This window comes from Acetobacter papayae JCM 25143 (assembly GCF_000613285.1).
GTDB lineage: Bacteria > Pseudomonadota > Alphaproteobacteria > Acetobacterales > Acetobacteraceae > Acetobacter > Acetobacter papayae.
The window spans coordinates 1-20829 of sequence record NZ_BAIN01000046.1 but is presented as its reverse complement, the minus strand read 5'-3'; the positions used below and the strand labels follow the sequence as shown (position 1 = coordinate 20829).

16 protein-coding genes and 6 pseudogenes are annotated in these 20829 nt (G+C 61.6%); 10 read left to right on the top strand and 12 right to left on the bottom strand.

Annotated features, from left to right (window positions below):
* Positions 1-196: 196 nt before the first annotated feature.
* Together JCM25143_RS18870 and JCM25143_RS10805 are read left to right on the top strand one after the other, a co-directional pair.
* Entirely contained in the window at positions 197-610 is a 414-nt protein-coding gene (locus JCM25143_RS18870; protein WP_051543245.1) for a hypothetical protein, read from the top strand.
* Positions 611-679: 69 nt separating this feature from the next.
* A complete protein-coding gene (locus JCM25143_RS10805) occupies positions 680-1027 on the top strand; it encodes a TIGR01244 family sulfur transferase (RefSeq protein ID WP_025861149.1) in 348 nt (115 codons plus the stop codon).
* 38 nt (positions 1028-1065) lie between these two features.
* Here JCM25143_RS10805 and JCM25143_RS10800 read toward each other — a convergent pair whose 3' ends face one another.
* Together JCM25143_RS10800 and JCM25143_RS10795 are read right to left on the bottom strand one after the other, a co-directional pair.
* On the bottom strand, positions 1066-1485 hold the full coding sequence (locus tag JCM25143_RS10800; RefSeq protein WP_025861148.1) for an EVE domain-containing protein: 420 nt from the start codon (positions 1483-1485) through the stop codon (positions 1066-1068).
* A gap of 3 nt (positions 1486-1488) precedes the next feature.
* Positions 1489-1782 carry a YciI family protein gene (locus JCM25143_RS10795; RefSeq protein ID WP_025861147.1) on the bottom strand — a complete coding sequence of 98 codons (294 nt, stop codon included), beginning with the start codon at positions 1780-1782 and terminating at the stop codon, positions 1489-1491.
* A gap of 187 nt (positions 1783-1969) precedes the next feature.
* Between JCM25143_RS10795 and JCM25143_RS10790 the strand changes: the two genes are divergently transcribed.
* The 7 genes and pseudogenes from JCM25143_RS10790 (at position 1970) to ccmI (ending at position 7396) form a co-directional block, all read left to right on the top strand.
* On the top strand, positions 1970-2746 hold the full coding sequence (locus tag JCM25143_RS10790) for a heme ABC transporter permease (RefSeq protein WP_025861146.1): 777 nt from the start codon (positions 1970-1972) through the stop codon (positions 2744-2746).
* Positions 2743-2940 (top strand): heme exporter protein CcmD, encoded by a 198-nt coding sequence (locus JCM25143_RS10785; RefSeq protein WP_025861145.1) that lies wholly within the window; start codon positions 2743-2745, stop codon positions 2938-2940. Before JCM25143_RS10790 ends, JCM25143_RS10785 begins: the two co-directional genes overlap by 4 nt.
* A pseudogene (gene ccmE, locus JCM25143_RS18865) lies at positions 2937-3487 on the top strand (cytochrome c maturation protein CcmE). Before JCM25143_RS10785 ends, ccmE begins: the two are co-directional and overlap by 4 nt.
* A 94-nt stretch (positions 3488-3581) precedes the next feature.
* A pseudogene (locus JCM25143_RS18860) lies at positions 3582-5573 on the top strand (heme lyase CcmF/NrfE family subunit).
* Positions 5570-6142 (top strand): annotated as a pseudogene (locus tag JCM25143_RS18855) (DsbE family thiol:disulfide interchange protein). Before JCM25143_RS18860 ends, JCM25143_RS18855 begins: the two co-directional pseudogenes overlap by 4 nt.
* Positions 6139-6668 (top strand): annotated as a pseudogene (locus JCM25143_RS18850) (cytochrome c-type biogenesis protein). Before JCM25143_RS18855 ends, JCM25143_RS18850 begins: the two co-directional pseudogenes overlap by 4 nt.
* Complete coding sequence (gene ccmI, locus JCM25143_RS10755) at positions 6665-7396, top strand: c-type cytochrome biogenesis protein CcmI (protein ID WP_025861143.1); 732 nt, start codon at positions 6665-6667, stop codon at positions 7394-7396. Before JCM25143_RS18850 ends, ccmI begins: the two are co-directional and overlap by 4 nt.
* 67 nt (positions 7397-7463) lie before the next feature.
* Here the strand turns inward: ccmI and JCM25143_RS10750 are convergent, their stop codons facing one another.
* Together JCM25143_RS10750 and JCM25143_RS10745 are read right to left on the bottom strand one after the other, a co-directional pair.
* Entirely contained in the window at positions 7464-7994 is a 531-nt protein-coding gene (locus JCM25143_RS10750) for a hypothetical protein (RefSeq protein WP_025861142.1), read from the bottom strand.
* A 29-nt stretch (positions 7995-8023) separates the two neighbouring features.
* On the bottom strand, positions 8024-8392 hold the full coding sequence (locus JCM25143_RS10745; protein ID WP_025861141.1) for a YidB family protein: 369 nt from the start codon (positions 8390-8392) through the stop codon (positions 8024-8026).
* A 254-nt stretch (positions 8393-8646) separates the two neighbouring features.
* Between JCM25143_RS10745 and JCM25143_RS10740 the strand changes: the two genes are divergently transcribed.
* A complete protein-coding gene (locus JCM25143_RS10740) occupies positions 8647-10830 on the top strand; it encodes an FUSC family protein (RefSeq protein WP_025861138.1) in 2184 nt (727 codons plus the stop codon).
* Between the two features lie 82 nt (positions 10831-10912).
* On the opposite strand, the gene JCM25143_RS18845 is transcribed toward JCM25143_RS10740, so the two are convergent.
* The 8 genes and pseudogenes from JCM25143_RS18845 to JCM25143_RS10705 all read right to left on the bottom strand — a co-directional run.
* Positions 10913-11929, bottom strand: a complete 1017-nt coding sequence (locus tag JCM25143_RS18845) for a tetratricopeptide repeat protein (RefSeq protein WP_051543242.1) — start codon at positions 11927-11929, stop codon at positions 10913-10915.
* Positions 11926-12874 (bottom strand): annotated as a pseudogene (locus tag JCM25143_RS18840) (MlaD family protein). The gene JCM25143_RS18845 and the pseudogene JCM25143_RS18840 overlap by 4 nt, the downstream one beginning before the upstream one ends.
* The gene (locus tag JCM25143_RS10725; RefSeq protein WP_025861137.1) at positions 12874-13575 is read right to left on the bottom strand and encodes an ABC transporter ATP-binding protein; all 702 of its coding nucleotides are present in this window, start codon (positions 13573-13575) and stop codon (positions 12874-12876) included. Before JCM25143_RS10725 ends, JCM25143_RS18840 begins: the two are co-directional and overlap by 1 nt.
* A gap of 3 nt (positions 13576-13578) precedes the next feature.
* A pseudogene (locus JCM25143_RS24800) lies at positions 13579-14440 on the bottom strand (MlaE family ABC transporter permease).
* 47 nt (positions 14441-14487) lie between these two features.
* Positions 14488-15066: an adenylate/guanylate cyclase domain-containing protein gene (locus tag JCM25143_RS24060; RefSeq protein ID WP_234395183.1), complete on the bottom strand. Its 579-nt coding sequence runs from the start codon at positions 15064-15066 to the stop codon at positions 14488-14490.
* Positions 15026-16801 (bottom strand): cache domain-containing protein, encoded by a 1776-nt coding sequence (locus tag JCM25143_RS18830; RefSeq protein ID WP_234395182.1) that lies wholly within the window; start codon positions 16799-16801, stop codon positions 15026-15028. Before JCM25143_RS18830 ends, JCM25143_RS24060 begins: the two co-directional genes overlap by 41 nt.
* Before the next feature lie 192 nt (positions 16802-16993).
* The gene (locus JCM25143_RS10710) at positions 16994-18472 is read right to left on the bottom strand and encodes a Ppx/GppA family phosphatase (RefSeq protein ID WP_148300103.1); all 1479 of its coding nucleotides are present in this window, start codon (positions 18470-18472) and stop codon (positions 16994-16996) included.
* A gap of 93 nt (positions 18473-18565) precedes the next feature.
* The coding region (locus tag JCM25143_RS10705; protein WP_025861135.1) for an RNA degradosome polyphosphate kinase at positions 18566-20829 on the bottom strand (2264 nt) is incomplete at its 5' end.

The following is a 20829-nucleotide window of genomic DNA, read 5'->3' as shown; positions in this document are numbered from 1 at the left end:
CCTGCGCCAGCCCCGAACAAAGGGCCTACGATGCCGCACTGGCCGAAGCCCGAACCGACCCCGGCCTGTGTCAGCCTGAACGCTACAGCCCCTCGGGCGTTTATCAGCGCTGATTTCACAGGCCTGGCAGAAAGCCCATTCCTCCGCCGGGGCTGATGCGCAGAACAACGCCATTCCCGACAATGGTGCCCCTGTCATGGCGGTGTCGGACCTGTCCACCACGCCGCCGCTGGACATTCCGCCCTATTCGCAGCGTGCCTGCCACATGACGGTCAAAGCCCCCGGCCAGCCGCCCGAAAGCGGATTCCTGACCGTGGTGTACTATACGCATAACGGCCGGGTGGACACATCGCTCGCCCGGTGGGATTCGGATTCCGCCATTTCACAGTATTATGATGCGCTCAAGGAAAAGCTCCGCAGCGGTGTGGACATGAACAACCCCACCCTGAAAGCCTGCATGGAACACTACCCCGCCATTGACCCCAAGAGCATAGACCCCACCATGCATCAGGCGGCTGTCAGCCTGCGGGCTATGCTGGTGCGCCGCTGCCTTGCCAACCATGCGGCTTTACAGGCCCTTTATCAGGATATGTATTTCATTCACCGCTAGGTGTAGCCGGGCCTGTCGCCCCATGGGCGGTGCCCGCCATCTCTCTTTGGTTTTACAGGATATTCAGGCATGAGCGTTCGTCGACTGACCACTGACTTTGTCGTCTCCCCCCAGATTTCGGTGCAGGACATCACGGCCATCCGTGATGCGGGGTTCAAGACCATTATCTGCAACCGCCCCGATGGTGAAGAACCGGGCCAGCCCTCCGCGCAGAGCATTGGTGAGGCCGCGGCGGCAGCCGGTCTGTCCTTTATCGCCATTCCGGTCGGGGCGGGTCAGGCTCCTTCTTCCGATGCCATTATCGAAACGCAGGAAGCCATCAACACCCTGCCGGGGCCGATTTTCGCCTATTGCCGTAGCGGCAACCGTTCAGCAGTTGTGGGGTGCTGCAACACAGGGCTGAGGCTGTCACTTTAAAGTGATACCAATCCCCCGGCCATGTGCCGGGGGTAGGCTCAGGCCGGTTCGGCCCAGCCCCCCATGGTGCATAAATAGGCCCAGTGTTCCGCCGAAACCGGGCAGACAGACAGGCGTGACTGCCTGACAAGCGCCAGTTCAGCCAGTTCCGGGTCAGCCTTGATTTCGGCCAGAGTGACAGGCCGGGGCATAGGCCCTACCGTACGCACATCCACACAGACCCATGCGCCATCGGTAGCGGTCGGATCGGGATAGGCTTCGCGCACCACCTCCACCACACCCACAATCGCGCGCTGCACGTTGGAATGGTAGAAAAACGCACGGTCTCCCGCTTTCATGGCGGCCAGATTTTTGCGGGCCTGATAATTGCGCACACCCGTCCAGGGTTCCACGCCATTGGCCACCTGCTCGTCCCAGCTAAAGGCGTCAGGCTCACTTTTGACCAGCCAGAAAGACATGGTTCAATCCACCTGCCTGCCGTCTTTGAACACCGTGCGCAAAGGCCGGATAACCACGCTTTCAAACAGGTTAACGCCCATATACGGGTCTGCCGCGGCAAAACCTTCAGCGGTTTCGCGGTCCGGCACATCCAGCAGGATCAGGCTGCCACAGGCATTGCCCTGCTGGTCAAGCTGAGGCCCTGCAAACTGAATGGACGCGCGGTAAGTTTCCAGAAAAGCCAGATGCTGCGCACGGGTTACGGCCCGCAGTTCCTGTAGTCCCGGGCGATCCGTACAGATGATAGCAAACAGCATCGCATTATCCTTCCGTTGTGTTGCTGGGGCAGAACGCCCATGAACACCCGTCTCGTGTCAAGAGCGGTTTAATGCTGTAAAGGAAAGCTGAACGGTCTCCCTTGTTCGCCCCTTTCCCCCGGCGCGCGGATATGGAAAGGAGAACGACCTGAAGACAAAGCAACCAGACACACGGAGCTGACCCCTTTTGAGCGCCTCACCCACCCTTGTCGCGCGCACCGGCAGTTTCTTTCACCGTTACGCCAATCCCGGCCGGTTTCTGAAACTGGGTGCGCGCCTGCAGCCATGGCTGACATGGCCCGCCATCACCCTGACCCTGCTGGGGCTGGGCTGGGGGCTGTTTTTCTCTCCGGCGGACTGGCAGCAGGGGGATTCCGTGCGCATTATGTATGTGCATGTGCCCGCCGCCATACTGGCGTCAGTCGGGTATGCTGGGCTGGCCGTGTGTGCCGTGCTCTCGCTTGTCTGGCGGCACCCTCTGGCTGATCTGGCGGCAGTAGAAATCGGGCCTGTGGGTGCCTGCATTACGGCACTGTGTCTGGCTACCGGCTCGCTCTGGGGCAAACCCATGTGGGGCACATGGTGGGTGTGGGATGCACGGCTGACCTCTGTTCTGGTGCTGTTTTTTCTCTATCTCGGCCACATCACGCTCATCCGTGCTTTCGATGATCCGCAGCGTGGCTACCGGGCCGCGGCCATTCTGGCTCTGGCCGGGGCGGTTGATCTGCCTATCATCAAGTTCAGCGTGCAATGGTGGAACACCCTGCACCAGCCCGACAGCATTACCCTGACAGGGGCACCCACCATGTCCAGTTCCATGCTATGGCCGCTGGGGCTGTCCACACTGGGTATTTCGCTGGGTTTTGCCGCACTGGTGCTGGCGCGCACGCGCGCTGCCGTTATGGAAAGCCGCATTCAGGCCCTGCTGTCCTCGCCGCGCCGCAATCAGGGAAATGCCGCATGACCCACCTGCCTTATATTGCGGCCAGTTACGGGCTGGCTCTTGTGCTCAGCCTCACACTCGCCTTCAATGCCGCATGGCGGCTGAAAACGGCACGCACCCGCTTGGCTACGCTGGAACGCGGCAGCCTGCGGCCCGTGCAGCCCGCCACCCGGCCTGAAACCGCTCCCCACAGCACGGATACACACACATCATGACCCGCAAGACCCGCCGCCTCTGGCTTGTCATTGCCTGTGTGGCCTGCCTTGGCACGGCGGCAACACTGGTGCTGCGCGCGTTTTCATCGGATATCGTGTTTTTTGTAACCCCTTCGCAGGTTGCGTCCTCACCACCGCCGAAAGACCGCACCGTCAAGCTGGGCGGCATGGTTGTGGCAGGCTCCGTCCACCGCGAACGTCGGGGCGAAACCCCGATTGCCAGTTTTGATGTCACGGATGGTCAGGCTGCCGTAAGCGTGCATTACGAAGCATTCTGCCGGACCTGTTCCGCGAGGGACAGAGTGTTGTTGCCATTGGCACCGCCAGTTCCGCCCATGACTTCACCGCCTCGGAAGTGCTGGCCAAGCATGATGAAACCTACATGCCCAAGGAAGTGGCCGAGGCCCTGAAAAAAAGCGGCAAATGGGACCCGCGCTTCGGCCCGCCACCCAGCGCTTCAAGCTGGAACAGCATGACCGTGCAGGATGCCCGCAAGGATCTGGCGGCTCCGGCCTCATCACCCTCTCCGGCGACCCCGGCCCCCTGAACCCGTTTCAGGGGCAGCTACAAAAGCCCCTTTCCTCACTCCCGGCGCCTGCCGCCGGTTCCCTAGACCAGACGCAGGACAGACGAACCTTCCCATGCTGAGCCCCGAACTCGGACACTACGCCCTTGCCCTCGCCTGCGTTCTGGCCGCCGTGCAGGGTATACTCCCCCTGATTGGCGCGCACCGGCGCGACCCACGCCTGATGGCGCTCGCCCCCGGGCTGGCCATAGGCCAGTTGATAGGCTGGTGACCGCTTTTGCCTGCCTGATCAATGCTGCTGTCACGGATGATTTCTCTGTCCAGAATATCGCGGCCAATAGTGCTGTAACCAAGCCGCTGCTCTATAAAATTACCGGCGTATGGGGCAATCATGAAGGCTCCATTCTGCTCTGGGCACTCATTCTGGGCCTGTGCGGCGCGGCAGTGGCGGCCTTTGGCCGTAACCTGCCCTCTGCCTTACGTGCGCGGGTCATTGCCATTCTGGGCCTTGTGGCCACAGGTTTTGAACTGTTCTGCCTGACCACGTCAGACCCGTTCGCACGCGTCTGGCCTGCCCCCATGGACGGGCAGGGCATGAACCCACTGCTGCAGGACCCCGGACTGGCCTTCCACCCCCCCATTCTCTACACCGGCTATGTCGGTTTTGCCGTGCCGTTCGCCTTTGCCATTGCGGCCCTGATCGAAGGGCGGGTCGATGCTGCATGGGGTCGCTGGGTGCGCCCGTGGGCCGTAGCCGCGTGGTGCTTTCTTACCTGCGGTATCGCCATGGGGTCGTGGTGGTCTTACTACGTGCTTGGCTGGGGCGGTTACTGGTTCTGGGACCCGGTTGAAAACGCCTCGCTCATTCCATGGCTGACCGGCACGGCCCTTATCCATTCCGCCATTGTTGTGGAAAAGCGCGAGGCGCTGAAAATCTGGACCGTGCTGCTGGCTATCGGCACGTTTTCCTTTTCGCTTTCGGGTACGTTCCTCGTGCGTTCGGGCATTCTCAACTCCGTGCATGCCTTCGCCAACGATCCCGCACGCGGCATTTTCATTCTGGGGCTGCTGGGGCTGGTTATCGGCGGCTCTCTGGCCCTGTTCGCCTACCGCGCGCCTTCGCTCACGGCGGGCGGGCTGTTTGCCCCTCTCTCGCGAGAGGGTGCGCTGGTGCTCAACAACATCCTGCTCTGCTCGCTCTGCGCTGTCGTGCTGACAGGCACCATGTATCCGCCTTTCATGTCGCTGCTGTTTGACCGCACAATTTCGGTGGGCAAGCCATTTTTTGATGCCACCACCATTCCCCTTGCCTTGCCGCTGTTCATCTTCATGGGGTTTGGCCCCATGCTGCCTTGGAAGCGTGCGCAGCTCTGGCCGGTGCTCAACCGGCTGTGGCTTGCCGCGGGCCTGACAGTCGTGGCGGCATGCGTGGCCATGCGCCAGCTTGCGGGGGTGCTGCCCGTGCTCTGTGCGGCGGCGGCCATCTGGATCATCGTCAGTTGCGCGACTGACATCGCAACACGTATCCAGCTTTTCCGCACGCCTCTGCGCTCCAGCCTGCAACGCCTGCGGGGCCTGCCGCGCTCGATTATCGGCACCGCCATTGCCCATACGGGTGTTGCCATTACCGTGCTGGGGCTTGCGGGCATGTCGCAGGCCCAGCACCGGATTGTGGAAGTGCCGGTTGGTTCCACCCAGAACCTTGCAGGCTATGAGTGGACACTCACCGATGTGCATAGTGAGCCCGGCCCCAACTACACGGCCATGGTCGCCACCATTGAAATCCGGCGAAACGGGCATGTTGTAACCGTGCTGCGGCCTTCCAAGCGCAGTTTCAATACCCAGAACCAGACCACAACCGATGTCGCCATTCACACCAACATGCTGTCCGATCTGTACGGCGTGCTGGGCGACAGCCACGGAACGGAAGCACATGACCTATGTGCTCCGCCTGCATTACAACCCGCTGGCACCATGGATGTGGCTGGGCGCGCTGATCATGGCATTTGGTGGCGCGTTGTCCCTGTCAGACCGCCGGGTGCGTGTGGGCGCGCCGCGTAGGGCTGCCGCTCCACACGCTTCCTCCACTCAGGGTATTGCATCATGAACACGTCCGGCTCCACCACCCGCCGCCGCCTTCTCATGGCCCTGCCTCTGGCCGGGGCAGGAGCCGTGGGCGTTGCGTTCTGGAAAATGCTCTCAGGCATGCAGCACGGGTCATTCAACCCGCATGACATCAACGCCCCCCGTGCTGGACCGCCCCGTTCCAGGCTTCAACCTGCCGGGGCTGGCTCCCGCGCAGGGGTTCGGCACACAGGACCTGAAAACCCTGCAAGCCCCGGTTCTGGTCAATTTCTTTGCCTCATGGTGCATTCCCTGCGTGGCGGAAATGCCCACTCTCATGGCCTTCAAGGACCAGTTGCCAATCTGGGGTGTAGCCTACAAGGACAAGCCCGAGAATGCAGCGGCGTTCCTACGCCATTCCGGCAACCCTTTCGCCCGGCTGGGTAATGACCCGGAAGGCGTGCGGGTATGGACTGGGGGCTGTCTGGCGTGCCGGAAACCTTTCTGATCGGGCCGGGCGGTGTCATTCGCTGGCACACCGCAGCCCCGCTGACGGAAGACATCATTCGCGGCACGATCCTGCCGCTGGCGGCAAGGCTGAAAACCCCATGAGCGCCCTGCCCTCTCCCCACAGGCACGCACCACCTGCACAGCGGTTTTTCAGCCGTTTTGCCGCAGCCCTGCTAGCCGCCTGCTGCCTGCTGGCAGTGCCACTCTACGGCCTTGCCGTGGATGACCCGTCGGAAATGCTGTCAGACCCACGGCTGAAGCCCGGGCCGAGGCCATTGGCGCGCAGTTGCGCTGTCTGGTCTGCCAGAATGAATCGATTGAAGACAGCAGCGCCGGACTGGCCCGCGACCTGCGCCGCGTTGTGCGCGAGCATGTTGCCCAAGGCGAGAGCAACCAGCAGATCATGCAATGGATGGTCACCCGGTATGGCAATTTCATTCGCCTCAAACCGGCTTTGTCCATTGGCACCATCCTTCTGTGGAGCATGCCTGTTCTGGCCCTGCTACTGGGCTGTGGGGCAGCATTTTTCTTCTACCGCCGCCACGCGGCCGCACCGCCACCGCCACCACTAAGCGACGATGAAAAAGCCCGGCTCGCCCGGCTGACCGGAGAGGACGACAGGACATGATCTGGCTTTCCATTGCGCTGCTCAGCCTTATTGCGCTGGCCCCCGCAGCGGCGGCGCTGTGGCGGCGCAGCCGTTCCATCCGCGATGAGCGCAGCACGGCACTGGCCCTGCATGATGCGCAGCTTGCAGAACTCGACCGCGATTTGACCGTGGGCCTGATTGCCTCGGGGGAGCACAGCGTTGCGGTGCTGGAAATCCAGCGCCGTATTCTGGTGGCCGACATGGCTCCGTCCACCGCGCGCGAACAGAGCGCCACATGGCCGGGCTGGCTGGCTCTCGGGCTGGCTCCCATACTGGCCGTGGCGCTGTATCTGACCAATGGCGCGCCCATGCTGCCTGCCCAGCCGCTTGGCCCCCGGCTGGTAGCCCAGCACCAGCACGATGTGCGTGACGATGCCGTTATCGCCCAGCTCCGCTCCGCCATTGCCGCCCTGCCCGCTACCGACCCAAGCCGCAGGCAGGGTTATCTGCTGCTAGGACAGGCCGAAGCCGGGCGTGACCACTATAATGAAGCCGCACAGGCTTGGAATCAGGCGCTGGACATGGGGTTTGACGCCGAACTTGCCGCCCGCACGGGCGAAGCCCTGACCCGCGCGCACCACCATGTCACCCCCGATGCGCTGGCCCTGTTCCGCAAGGCGCTGGACGCCGCCCCGCAGGATGCCCCATGGCGCGAAGCCGCACAGGCGCGCGTGGCGCAGGGTGAACATGATCAGGATAATCCGTAACCGGATATAAAAAACCCGGTCAGGCCACTGGCCCGACCGGGAACGCGCCTTTAACCGGGAGCGCGCTTTAGAAGCCGCCACCGCTCCGCACGAAAGCAGGCCGCAGGTGGCTTTGCTCACGCGCACGCCGCCATGGCGAAGGCGGCTGGCAGGAAATGAAATACAACCCCATGACAAACACCACGCCGCCAAAAGCATCTGGCCAGACAATCATGGAAAAAATCGCAGGTGCATTCACGGCTTCATAAAGCTTGAAGACCATGAAGCCGATGGACAGCACCCGCAGGCTGAGCAGCATGTAACGCAACGGGTTAGCCTGCCCCGCCTTAACCAGAGTCCGCTTACTTGCGATGCCGATAAAGAAGGTCAGGTAAAGAACCCAGCCCAGCACATTATACAGCATGTCTGAAATAGCGGTCATACCGGACATGAAAAACACGCCCGCGATCACCACCGCCGTCATGAGAATGGAGCCGAGCTGGAGGCTCATACCCACATCGAAGGGGCTCAGCCTGTCTGGCAGACGGTCTGCCAGCGGCTGAAAAACCCTATCAAGCAACCAGGCATCGATGCTGGTAATACGCTCGCCCAGTGTCATGTCGTGTATCGGCTCCTGTTTACGACCATTCAGGCCGACTTGTCCGCAGCGGGGGGCAGCACCCCATCAGGCGTTTTGCCATCAACCGCGGCAGGCAGACAATGCGCCAGCGCTGTCAGCACGCCATCGGCGGGCAAGCCTGTTTTCTGTACCATGTCATGCACGACATCGCTGCCCAGAATCGTACGAATCTCGTCCGGTGTCACCGGCAGGTTACTGTTCTGGCTGACCCATGAGCGCACCTTGTCACCCAGACCCGCCTGCTCCGCACGGTCAACCAGCGCCTGAATGGACTGCGGCTGCAAAAGCGACTGCACCTGCTGCTGGACGAATGTCTGCACATCCACACCCAGCGCACTGCCTACCTTACCCACGATATTCTGAAAGAAATCAGACATTTCGGCTTCCCTTCCCTACCCTGCGCATCGTGCGGAGGAGCATATGGCGCGCATCCTGTGCGCCTTTGCTGGCAGTATGGCAGACTGGAGGGAGCGTATAAATTTTTTTTTACGAAGCCAAGCGTAACATTCTCCTGCCCGCCGATAGCTGATATGCGTTTGAACCTACAAGGAAAAACCGGACAGACGCGCTAGGCTTGCTGGTACAGTTCCCTGTATTTGTTTTCCGCGCCGCAAAACACAAAGTAGCCGCCGTGTTCAGTCTTTCGTCCCTAGTGCTCGCCCGGATCGGCTCATTACGCACCCTTCGCCCGCTGGGTCGCCCCGGCAGCCAGAGCAAGCTGCCGCTTGCATGGTTGCTGGCCCCCACGCCTGCGGCATTCGGGTTTGCGGTTTGCAGCACAATCGCCGCCCTGCTCTCGCTCGTTATCGCTCTGTGGATGGAGTTGGATGACCCGCAATGGGCCCCCATGACAGTGTGGATCGTGGCGCAGGGCTCACGCGGGGAAAGTCTTTCCAAGGCCCGGTGGCGGCTTGTGGGCACCGGCGTAGGGGTGGTGATGTCCATCACCCTGATTTCGGCTTTCAACCAGCATGCGTGGCTTTTCTTTCCTGCTCTGGCGCTCTGGCTGGGCGGGTGCTGCACACTGGCGACGCTGGTGCGCAATTTCCGCTCCTATGCGCTGGTTCTGGCGGGCTATACCACCTGCATTATCGCCCTTGGCGCTATCCCTGACCCTGAAAACGTTTTCATGACCGCCATGTCCCGCGCGACTTACATCGTGCTGGGTATTGTGTGCGAAAGCACGGTGGCCGGTCTGTTTGCCCATAATCTCGGCCAGACTGCACGGCGCAACATGCGCGACAAGCTGCGCACGGCGCTCAACAACGTATCCACCTCGGTTTCCAGCCTGCTTTCGGGCGACAAGGAAGCCCTGATCCGCTCGCGCACGCTGTTTGGCCCCATTCTCACGATCAATGACCAGATCGAGTTTTCCGAAATCGAAATGGGCCCCCACGGGCGCGAGGGGGATCATGCACGCGCGGCTCTTTCCGCCGTGTCTGTCCTGCTCTCGCGCGGGCTGGGCATGGCTGTGCGCCTGCAATATGTGCAGACTGACCAGCCCGCTTTCCGCGCTACCTCCGCGCGGGTGAGCGAATTCCTGTCCGGCCTGTCCGCCCGGCTGAATGGTGATGAACCGATCCGCCTGATCCTGCGTGATCTGCAACTGCTACGCGCCGAGTGCCACCAGCAGATTGTGGATGCGCTAACCCATGAAATCGGCAGTGTTTTCGATCCGTCGGACGACCACTCCCAGCTTACCGCCCTGCTTGATGGCCGCATCCTGCACAATGCGCTGGATGAACTGCTGGGCGAACTGGAACAGGGCCTGCGCGAATACGATGCCAGCCAGCATTTCATAAAAGGCGATCAGTTCCATTTCCGCCTGCCCACCCACATGGACAAGCGCGAAGCGCTCTACAACGGTGTGCGGGCCGCCGTGGCTATTACAAGTGCCGGGCTGATCTGGGAATGCACAGCATGGGACATGGGGCTGGGGTTCATTACGTTTGTCGCCATTGTCTGCGGCCTGTTCGCCACCCGTGAAAACCCGGTAGTCGCCACCACGCAATTCATGGTCGGCAGTCTATGGGCCGCTTTCGTTTCGTTCTTTCTGGTCTTTTTTGTCCTGCCCACGCAGGCCAATTACGAAATGCTGGTGGCTAGCCTCGCTTTGCCCATGATCGCAGGCGGGCTGGCCGCCCGTAACGCGGCCACAGCCCTGCACTCGGCTGCCTACACCCTGCTGCTGCCCAACTTCGTGCACCCGCTCAATCAGGGACGGATGAACGAGGTCGCGTGGTTCAATTCAACGCTCGCAGTGCTGCTGGGGGTATTTTTTGCGGTGCTGATCTTCCGCGCGGTGCTGCCGTTCAACAACGCAGCGGAACGCTGGCGCATGCGCCGCGCTATCCTGCGCGACCTCCGCACACTGGCCTCAAGCGAACCCCTGCCCGAAACCCGCGAGTGGATCGGGCGCAATATCGACCGTTTCTCGCGCCTGATCCGCCATGCTGGGCCTACGCCTTCCCCCACCATTGAAGGCTGCCTACAGGGCACACTGGCGGCCATGACCATCGGGCTAAACATCATCCGCCTGCGCGCCCTGCTTAAGCGTAATCAGGTGCCACCCGCTGCCCGCCGTGCCATTGAAATCGTTATGAAGCGGATGAGCAATTTTACCGGGCTATACGGTCATACCGCCCGCGCCGCGCGTGAGGCCACCATTGCCCTGCGCACCATGGAGACCACTGAGCCCAATATCGCCAAGCGTATCGAACTCACCCGCGCGATTGCCTACCTGATCGTGGTTTCACACGAACTGGAAGTCAACGCAGTGTTTCTGGATGCCTCAAAACCCTACAAGGCAGTCTGACCCCCGCGGCCTTTCAGGCACCGGGATCACTTGTCAGGGGTTTGTAAGGGAGCCTGCGTATCGTCGGTAAAGGGGTGCAGTGTCACGCCACCGGCAGCACGGGCCCATGCGCTGGCGTCGTCCGGGGTAATGGTGCGGATGGAATCCGCTGCCCCCGCCACACCGGCCGCCAGCGTGCTGGACAGGTGGCTGGCCACCCCACCCTGTGCAGCCGCACTCTGGCTGCGCGCGTCCACAACGCCTGCGCCTTGTCTTTCTGCCCCACGGCATCGGCACTGCGGGCCGCCAATGCCAGAGCCCGCGCCATATCATGGTAATTCCCGCCCTCACGGCGCAGGTTCGCCGCTTCCTCAGCTTGTTTCCATGCTTCTGTCGGGTTCGTCCGCCGGGCCACAAGAGCCTGTATCTCGTGCTGATCCGCCCGCAGGGCTACAGACTGTGTAGCCGATAAAGCCTTGGCGGCGTGCGGGTCCGTCATCGCAATCATGGCTGGCACACGCGCTAAAGCCGCCGTGTCATTCTGCTGGTCAGCCGCCAGAGCGTATACCAGTGCCGCACGCGTATTGAGCAACAGGGCGGAAGCACTACCCACACCCCTATGCGCAGATGCTGCGCTGGCCCCTTGGGCAGCCCTGAGCGCCAAATCCCGCGCCTGCTCGTATTGGCCCAGTCGGTAACAGGCCGCAGCATCCACCAGATCAAGATAGGGCATGGCATGCCCGCCACGCAGGGCCACAGCGCGGCGTGTCCTGTCCGCCGTGGCGCGCGCCAGAGCCGGCTCCTCTGCCGCGAGCTGGGACACCGCCAGATCATACCCGCTTTCGGCAATTTCCGGCGCGCTATCGCGCAGCAACGCAAGTGATGCCGCCTTGCGATACTGGGTTTCCGCTACCGTATAGCGCCCGAGCATGAAGGAATCACGCCCTGCGGACAGAAACTGCTGCAAGGCGACATCATACTGCTCCGCCGCCGGTTCAGGCTGTGCGCCACCACACCCGGCCAGCGGCAGTAGAGCTACCAGCGGCAGGGCCGTACGCAACAGGCTCCACCGTTTTGCACATCCGACCTTGGCTACGGATTGGGGACCGTTATTCATCATGGCTGAACATGCTCCGGGTCCAGACGATTATGGCGGGTCACCTTATGCCCACCCAGCAGCCACGCGCCCCTGAGCTGGTCTGTCAGCTTTTCCAGCCCGTAAAGGGTGGTCTGCGCCTGCGCGAGCAGGGCTGGCAGATCGGCCATGCTTTCATCCAAATTACCCGCGATGTTCTTGACATGCGGGGTCGCGGCCTTGAGGTCGCCCGAAGCCGACTGCACATTGGCCATGGTGGCGTCGGTCTTTTTCATCACACCCGATATCTGCTGCTCTATCGGCCGCAGGCGGGTTATGACCTCATCAAGCGAAGCATGGTGGCCTCCGCCTGACGGATAAGCTGGTCGTTGGTCATCAGCCGTCCAACCGTGCCCTTGCCCGCGTGCATGTCGGTCATGGTGGAATCAAGCTCGGCCATCATATGTCGCGCACTGGCCAGCGCGGGCATGATCTGGCCCTGAATGCTCTCGAATGTCGCGGTAATCTGGTCTGCCGGGTTGGGCGCGGGGGTGGCCTTGATAACCGCGTAGCTCCAGTCCATCGGCTCGCCCGCACCACGGCTAAGATCAAGGTAGGACGCACCGGTTACGATCAACTGTTTGCGGATAAGCGCCGTACTGTCGCGCCGGATAAACGGCTTAACCTGCGGGTCCAGATCAACATTGGCATACATGCTGCCCGAAGGATTGAGCTTGATGGAACGGATTGTCCCGGCATGCGCGCCCATAAGCTGCACATCGCCCCCCACCGTCAGTCCGCCGACCCCTGAATCGGGCAACGCCACCCGCAGGCGGGCGGGCGGGGTCAGCCAGTCGCGCAGAACGCCCGCTTCGATCACGGAGCCCGCGAAAATGACAAGACTGAGAAGCACAAGAAAGCCCACCCATTCATCCGCATAGCGGATGGAACAAGAGGTTTGACTTTCTGTTTAAGGCGGAGCTGGAACATTATCCCATCCGTACTGCTGCGAGACCGTCATCGGCAAGCCGCCAGGTCGCGGTGACACCCGAGCGATAACGCTGCCATACGGCGGCATTGCGCACGAGCCATATAATACCGGCCCCCCGGTCACGGGCTTCTGTCAGAGCCTCAAGAAACGGGTTCGCCAGTTCCTGCGGCCCCCCTTCAAGCGGGTCTTCCAGCAAAAGCAGGTGGGGCCGGCCCAGAAAAGCCCGCACACAGGCTGCCCGGCACAGATCGGCCTCGGACATTCTGTCCGGCGCCTGTGTCGGCAGGCCCGGCAGGCCAAAGGACGCGGCCAGACGCGCGGCCTCTGCCAGCAGGTCATCCTGCGTGCGGGTTGTATGATGTAACTGCTGTAACATGATCGCAAGATGCATGGGCACGAAACCGGGCCAGCTTGGCCGCCTGCTCATGCGCCCTATCCGCCCGCGCAGGGCATTGAGCTGGCGGTCTTTCATTTCTGTCCAGTCCAGCCCCATGAAGCTGACCTGCCCGGCATCCAGCGGTACCAGCCCGCTGCACAGATCTGCAAACATTGTGGCGCGCTGGGGGTCGCGCTCTTCCACCACGCAGCAGTCCCCCGCCATCAGCCGCAGGCTCATCGGACGGGGGGGCAGACCGCTTTCCTCAAAGGACGGCACGGCCTTGTTCAGTTCCAGCAACGGGCCTGCGGTATAGGTATCCATGCTCTACAGATCCAGACTGAACAGCACGCTGACCACCATCACGATCAGCATTCCGCGTGAAAAGCCGCGCGGCAGCAGGGAGCGCAGGGTGTCATGCCGGGTTGCGGTCAGCCCGGTCAGGCAGCCCCCAAGCCCCACGACAAAGCCAACCGTAATAAACTTGAGCGGGATGATGATGTAATCCAGCCCCGACATGGCCGTGACGACACTATCAAAAAAAAGTCCAGACCGGGCTGCTGATAACCCCTGTCAGGCGGCTCATGACATAGCCTGTCACCAGAGACGCGAAGGAGAACAGGATACCCAGCGTAAAGCCCGCCACGGTAAAGGCCAGCGTGCGCGGCATGACCAGCAGCAGAAAGGGATCGACCCCCACAGCCTGCATGGAGCGCACCTCCCCCCCGATGGTGAGCAGACCCAACTCCGTGGTGGACAGCATGCCGTTGCGGCCCAACAGCAGCATACCCACCAGAATGGGGGCGATTTCGCGCACCACCACATTGATCAGGATCGAGCCTGTCATGGTGGCTAGCCCCGTCAAACCCAGCCAGTAGATAACCTGCGATACGGCCGCTACCCCGGTCAGCACACCAGCGAACAGGGTTGCGACAAACCCGCCACGGATAATGTCGTTCATGGTGCTGATAAATTCGTAGCGCACCGTGCGCCGCCACGAATGTGCCCGCAGGCTTTCGTAGATCACCCCCCAGGAAGCCCCGAGCATGATCAGCAAAAACCGCGCCTGCCGCCGTGTCAGCCAGCCCAGCCACCCCAGCCGGTTGCGGCTCCAGCCCAGCAGCGAATCAAACCGCCGGTGCGAAACCCCCGGCCGGCCGGCCAGAATGGGGTCATTGGGGTCCTGCATTTCCTCGGGGGAGGAAAGCCCGCCCGGTGTTGTGTCCGGTTGTTCCGTCATCGGCTAGCTGCCAGCGTATAGGCCCGGCCAAGGCCCAGATGCGGGGTGAAGAAAGTGCCACGGCTACGGAACAGGTAGCGGTCACGCAGGGCGGCGTAAACGCGTTCCGTCACCTGAATAACACCGGGGTCTGACGCGCCTTCGGACATCAGCTCGGCCAGTGAGACGGTCTGCCCCCACAGGTTGAACACCTGTGGCTCCTGCCCCACCAGCCCGCCAAAGGCCGGGCCGTAATCCATACCCATGGTAAAGACAGGCTCCAGATCCACCGCAGCCAGAGCCCCCATGAAGGTCTCGCGCATTTTCAGCGCCGCATCGGCCAGTCTGGTTAGGGCTGTCGGGTCTTCTTCCGCGCCACATCCTGCCATGCAGATCATACGGTGCCCCGCGACTTCCACCGCAAACAACTGCTGCTCCAGCGCTATGCTCTGCACATGGGTAGCAAGCTGGTCGATCAGTGAAATCAGGGCCTCGGTTTCCTGAGCGCCTTCCACTTCAGGGTCGGTGAAGGAAATGATCAGCACCGCTACGGCACTATAGACATTGGCCCCACTCAGCTTCCATGCCTGCCGCATGCATGAGCATGTTATCGGTCAGCAAAGGCGGCAGCACCTTGCGGGGCTGCGCCACAAGCGGGTTTTTCTGCTGGGTCGGGTCTTTTTCACTACTGCGCGTAGCCGCGAAACGCATGCCCGCAATAGCGGCCATGATATCCACAAAATACTGCTGCTGCCCGAGCAGTCTCGGGTTTTCCAGCGCCACCATGCCTTCTATGCCGCGCGGGCCATGCACGGGAAACACCCCGAGCATGGAGGTGCCGATTTCACGCATGACCAGACGCTCGAACCGGTTTGTGCGCTCATCGGCTGCGGCGTTGACAACGGTAAAGCTCGTACCTTCATCAATCGCGCTGAAAAAGCTGCCCAGTTCGGCCCGGCCCATTTCAAACCCGCCGGTATGGGTATCCTGTTGATGGTCGTAGGAATCCTCGCACACTAGGGCCGCGCCATCATGCAGGAAGCGCCACAGGCTGGCCCGGCGGCTATCGGTGACCACGGCAAGCTGTTCGGTCAGCACCAGCGGTTCGATCGTGGGGTCGAACAGGCCGGGTGATACAGCGACCTGACGGGCTGCAGCACTTTCCTGTTCCACCTGCTGGTTGTGGCGTTGCAAAGCCCGCGTGCCCCGGTCTGTCCGGCGCACCTGACGGATGAACAGCCCACCCAGCAATGTGGAAAAAACGATGATAATCCCCGCGAACTGAAGGCTCTGGCGGCTGCTCTGGTGGGCAAAGCTCGCCATGTCCTTTTCCGGCACGGCAATCAGCAGCACCCACCCCTGCGAATAACGCGGCAATTCCGATGCCATGACAATATAGCGCCGCCCGTTCCATGTGACGCTGTGCACGCCAAAGCCCCGCACGCGGTAATGATCGTAACCAAGGGCGAACACGGGTTCATCCTTGGGGTCTATGCGCATGTTATCGGGGTTCCAGTTCGCGGCACGGGCTTTCTGGTCGAGATTGCGCCCCGCCATGATCCGGCCCTGTGAATCCACAATCATGGCGCTGCCGGTCTGGCCGATTTTGATATGGTCCAGATAGCTGCTTAGTTCGTTAAGCGAAATATTGGTGGCAAATACCAGCTCATTACCATCCGCCCCCTTGAAACGCAGGGAACTGGTCATGACAAACTGCTTGCTGGAAGCGAACAGATAGGGCTGCGTCCATTTTATGTCGCTGCTCCCTTTGGTGCTGGTAAACCACGGCCTTGTATGCAGGTTATAGGTTCCTGCATCTTCATCATATTCAGAGACCTGCTGGCCTTGCTGGTTATACAGCTCGTGATGGAAATACTGATGACCGTTTTTGACGATCAGCACTTCATGATCCAGCAGGTCCGGGTCGGATGAGCGCGTAACCAGCCGCATGCTGCCATCCTCCCCACCCAGATAGAAGGACTGCAACTGCGGAATTTTGCGCAGCATAGTGCCCGCGTAGGAATAGAACACCTTATCCTGCACCTGCACGGGCGCGTGTTCTATCATACCGCTGGCAATCAGGTTGCCTGCGGCAGCGGGCATAATGTAATCCGCCACCTCCTGCACGATATAACTCTGCACCGCCTCGACCAGTTCCTGTGTCAGGCGGACAACACCTTCACGCGTGGTGCGGTACGAACTCAGGCCAACCCAAGCAATAGCGCCCACGGCCAGAATGGTCAGGGCAAACGGCAGCGCCAGATGCAGCAGCGCCTTGCGCATGCTGGCTTCGTTCTGGGCGGTCGGGTCAATGATTTCTTCAGAAGACACGCAACGGTTTCCACTGCCTGTTGCCGGTGACACGCGCTAACCCGCCTGAATGTCACAGGGGGCGCGGCCCGCGGGCGGCACCGGTTAGGGCACCAGACGCGATATCGTTCTTGTAATGTGCCCGCCCGGGCTGGGGTTGTCCACCCCCAGATACAGTAGGAGCGTGCCTCCACGGCACGCCCGCTCCGTATTTTAGTGGGCGAGGTCTAGCGCAAAGCGTGTGGGAGCACCCAGCGCCTGCCCGAGGCGCTCAAGCCCGCGGCGGACACTTTCGCCCTTGACCGCCACCCGTGCCGAGGTGAGCGTAAGCACCAGTTCGCCATCCTGCCAAGCAAGCGATGTGCCTTCGAGCAGGGATTCCGCCCCGCCTGAGAGCGAATAGGCCAGACGCAGCGCAAGCCCAAGGGCCATGGCCTCTTTCCACTGCCCGTCAGACAAAAGCTGCCGCGAGGTGGCAAGACAGGGCATGTTCACATCCGCCGCGTACCGCATAGCCAGCGCCAGTGCCAACCATGCCCGTGCCTGATGGTCGAACCCGGCTCCCTGCACGCGCAGAACCCGCCAATATGTCTGCTCCGCCCGGTATTCCGGGTGATCATGGCTACCAATATCGGACAAGTAACAGGCGATATGCCGGAGGCGGCAGGCTGTTTCGCTTTCCTGCGGCAATACGCCCTGCGTCCAGTTCAGCAGCACGGCAGGCAGCGTGTTGCTACGCCCGAAACGCTCGCACATCGTGCGCGCCACGATATCCATCGGGTCCTGCGCAAGCTGTTCCGAGGCAACGTTGAGCATGTACCAGCCTTCACGCAGGCCATCGACGCAGAACACCACCTTTTCAGGCATGACTTTACGCATGAGCCGCCGCAGAACCGTGGCAGCGAAAGGAATATCATCCAGCCGTTTACGCGGGGCGCCGGGCAGGCGCTCAAGACTGCGGCGCGAACTGTTTTGCAGCCAGCCGGTCATCTCACGCGCTTCCTGCGTGTCCAGCGTATAGTAATGCACAATATTGAGCGGATATTGCGTGCGCGCGATATGCAGCCGCGCCAGAGCCCGGAAGGCCCCACCCACAAGGTAGAGCGTTCCCCCCTGCATGCCGGACAGCCATTTGACGCCATCAATATCGGCATCTGCCAGCATGCGGGCTTTTTCGAGGTCTCCCCCCGCCCTGTCTGCCAGACGGATCATGCCCAGCGGCAAGGTTGTGGCATGGTGGCGACCATCTGCCGCAAGGTTGATCAGCTCAAGCGAACCGCCCCCCACGTCTGCCACCAACCCGGACGCACCGGGAATGCCGCACATGACCCCGATAGCGGAGTGATCCGCCTCTTCCTCACCCGACAAAATCCTGATGGACACGCCCGGCATGCTGCTGCGCAGCATGTCCACAAAAGCCGGGCCGTTAGCCGCATCACGCACGGCGGCTGTGGCCAGAATTTCAAACGGGTCGGCCTGCATGGCGCGGGCAATGGCGTAAAACCGGCTGACGACACCCTGCGCCATGGCCACGCCATCATCATTCAGCCGCCCTGTTTCCGTCAGGCCCCGACCGAGGCGCAACACGGCTTTTTCGTTGAAAATTGGCATCGGGTTACGCGATGCCCCTTCAAATACGACAAGCCGGACCGAATTGGACCCAAGGTCCACAACCGCTGAGCGACGCTGCATAAAGTCTCCCCTCACCCGAAGCGGCATGACAGAAAAACACCCCGTGCGGCAAGCCCCCACCACACGGGAGCCGTGCCCCGGCACCGCACCGGATCAGACATCAATCAGCAGTTCCTGCCCCGGTGGCAGGCCCGCAGGCGGGTGCAATGGCCGCTCATGCGCCGCCGACCCCCGCCCGGATAGCGAAGGATGCGTCATGAACCAGTCATGAGCAGAAAATGGTCGGTTACCCGGTGTCAGACGCCGCCATACACCGTTCTGCTCCAGTATCCACGACTGAAGGTTATCGCGGATATTGGCCATCATAATCTGGTCAAGCACCTGTGCGTGCACGGTAGAATTGGTAATGGGCACCATGCTTTCTACCCGCCAGTCCATGTTGCGGGTCATCCAGTCAGCGGAGGAAATATAGACACGCGCCTGGCGCGACGGCAGGCGGTAGCCATTGCCGAACACGAACACCCGCGCATGTTCCAGAAAACGCCCCACCACGGATTTGATACGGATTGTCTCTGAAAGCCCCGGCACGCCGGGCCGCAGGCAGCAGATGCCGCGTATCACCCCCACAATACGCACCCCCGCCTGAGAGGCGCGATACAGGCAATCGATCAGTTCGGGGTCCACCAGCGCGTTCATTTTCAGCCAGATGGTACCGGGCCTGCCTGCACGGACATGCTCGATTTCATCCTCGATCAACTGCATCAGCGTCTTGCGGATGGTCATGGGGGCAAACGCCAGCTCTTCCATCTGGGCGGGCATGGCGTAGCCGGTCACGTAGTTGAACAGCCGGGCAGAATCCCGCGCAAAGGCCGGATTGCAGGTAAAAAAGGACAGATCGGTATAAATACGCGCGGTAATGGGGTGGTAATTACCCGTGCCAAAATGCGCGTAAGACCGCACCTGCGCTCCTTCGCGCCGCACCACCAGACTGAGCTTGGCATGAGTCTTGAGTTCGGCAAAACCGAACACCACCTGCACCCCCGCTGCTTCCAGCGCACGGGCTAGGCGGATATTCGCCTCCTCGTCAAAACGGGCGCGCAATTCCACCATGGCGGTTACGGACTTACCCGCCTCAGCCGCCTCGATCAGCGCCTTGACGATGGGGGAATCCCGCGAGGTCCGGTAGAGTGTCTGCTTGATAGCGATCACGTTGGGATCGAGTGCCGCCTGCCGCAGGAACTGCACCACCACATCGAAACTTTCGAACGGGTGGTGCACCAGCAGGTCCTTGGCGCGGATAGCGGCAAAGCAGTCGCCATTGAAATCGATAATCCGCTCGGGAAAACGCGGCGTATAGGGTGCGAACAGCAGGTCCGGCCTGTCATCCACAATCATCTGCCGCAGATCGACAACACCGATCATGCCCGAATGTACGGCTATTTCCTCTGGCGGCAGGTCAAGGTCGGAGGCGATGGAGGCCGCCAGTTCGGCGGGCATGCGCTTTTCCATGTCGAGATGGATCACCACCCCGCGCCGCCGCTGCTTGAGTGCGGTTTCGTAAGACCGCACCAGATCTTCGGCCTCGTCCTCGAACTCCACATCCGTATCGCGCACAACCCGCAGCACGCCGCTCTCACCCACGCTCAGCCCGGCGAATAGCCGGTCGATGAACAGGGTAATCAGGTCTTCAAGCCGGATAAACCGGATGGCCGGTGCCTCGCCCGGTGCCTGCAGGGTGGAAACCGGCAAGCGGATAAAACGCTCGATCTGGGCGGGCAGCAGAATAAGGGCGTTCATGGCGAACAGCCCTGTTTGCGCGTAGAGCAGCCGCAGGCCCAGCGCCAGCCCCATATTGGGGATGAAAGGCAGCGGGTGCGCGGGGTCAACCGCCAGAGGCGTCAGAACCGGGAAAATACGGTCGGTGAAGGTTTTTTCCAGCCATTCACGGTCTGCCTCGTTCAGGTCAGCCGTCTCGCACAGAGTAACCCCGGCTCCGGCCAGAAGCTGACGCAGTTCTGTCCATATTCTCTGCTGCTCGCGCAACAGCCGCGCCGTGCGCTCACGCACCGCCTCAAGCTGCTGGGCAGGTGTGCGCCCATCGGGCGAAAGGGCTGTCAGCCCTTCGCGCACTTGCCCCACCAGCCCGGCAATGCGGACAGAATAGAACTCATCGAGGTTACTGGCGCTGATGGACAGAAAACGCAGCCGCTCTAGCAGCGGGTTGCGGGCGTTATCGGCCTCGTCCACCACGCGCTGGTTAAAATCCAGCCAGGACAGTTCGCGGTTGATGAAGCGCTCAGGCGAATCCAAGGTAATATGCCGTTCAGCCGTCTTGCGGCTGCGGGTCGCGGGCACGCGGGGTGTTTTTTCGCCCTCCCCACCGGCCTTGGCGGCAGTGCTCCGCCGGGTTCCTGTAG

Excerpts from the sequence above, each read along its gene's own strand:
- JCM25143_RS10745 (WP_025861141.1), bottom strand. The coding sequence starts at position 8,392 with ATGTCTGATTTCTTTCAGAATATCGTGGGTAAGGTAGGCAGTGCGCTG.
- JCM25143_RS10725 (WP_025861137.1), bottom strand. The coding sequence starts at position 13,575 with ATGGATACCTATACCGCAGGCCCGTTGCTGGAACTGAACAAGGCCGTG.
- JCM25143_RS10800 (WP_025861148.1), bottom strand. The coding sequence starts at position 1,485 with ATGTCTTTCTGGCTGGTCAAAAGTGAGCCTGACGCCTTTAGCTGGGAC.
- JCM25143_RS10785 (WP_025861145.1), top strand. The coding sequence starts at position 2,743 with ATGACCCACCTGCCTTATATTGCGGCCAGTTACGGGCTGGCTCTTGTG.
- JCM25143_RS10795 (WP_025861147.1), bottom strand. The coding sequence starts at position 1,782 with ATGCTGTTTGCTATCATCTGTACGGATCGCCCGGGACTACAGGAACTG.
- JCM25143_RS10750 (WP_025861142.1), bottom strand. The coding sequence starts at position 7,994 with ATGACACTGGGCGAGCGTATTACCAGCATCGATGCCTGGTTGCTTGAT.
- JCM25143_RS24060 (WP_234395183.1), bottom strand. The coding sequence starts at position 15,066 with ATGCGGCAGGCATGGAAGCTGAGTGGGGCCAATGTCTATAGTGCCGTA.
- JCM25143_RS18870 (WP_051543245.1), top strand. The coding sequence starts at position 197 with ATGGCGGTGTCGGACCTGTCCACCACGCCGCCGCTGGACATTCCGCCC.
- JCM25143_RS18845 (WP_051543242.1), bottom strand. The coding sequence starts at position 11,929 with ATGATGAATAACGGTCCCCAATCCGTAGCCAAGGTCGGATGTGCAAAA.
- JCM25143_RS10805 (WP_025861149.1), top strand. The coding sequence starts at position 680 with ATGAGCGTTCGTCGACTGACCACTGACTTTGTCGTCTCCCCCCAGATT.
- ccmI (WP_025861143.1), top strand. The coding sequence starts at position 6,665 with ATGATCTGGCTTTCCATTGCGCTGCTCAGCCTTATTGCGCTGGCCCCC.
- JCM25143_RS10710 (WP_148300103.1), bottom strand. The coding sequence starts at position 18,472 with ATGCAGCGTCGCTCAGCGGTTGTGGACCTTGGGTCCAATTCGGTCCGG.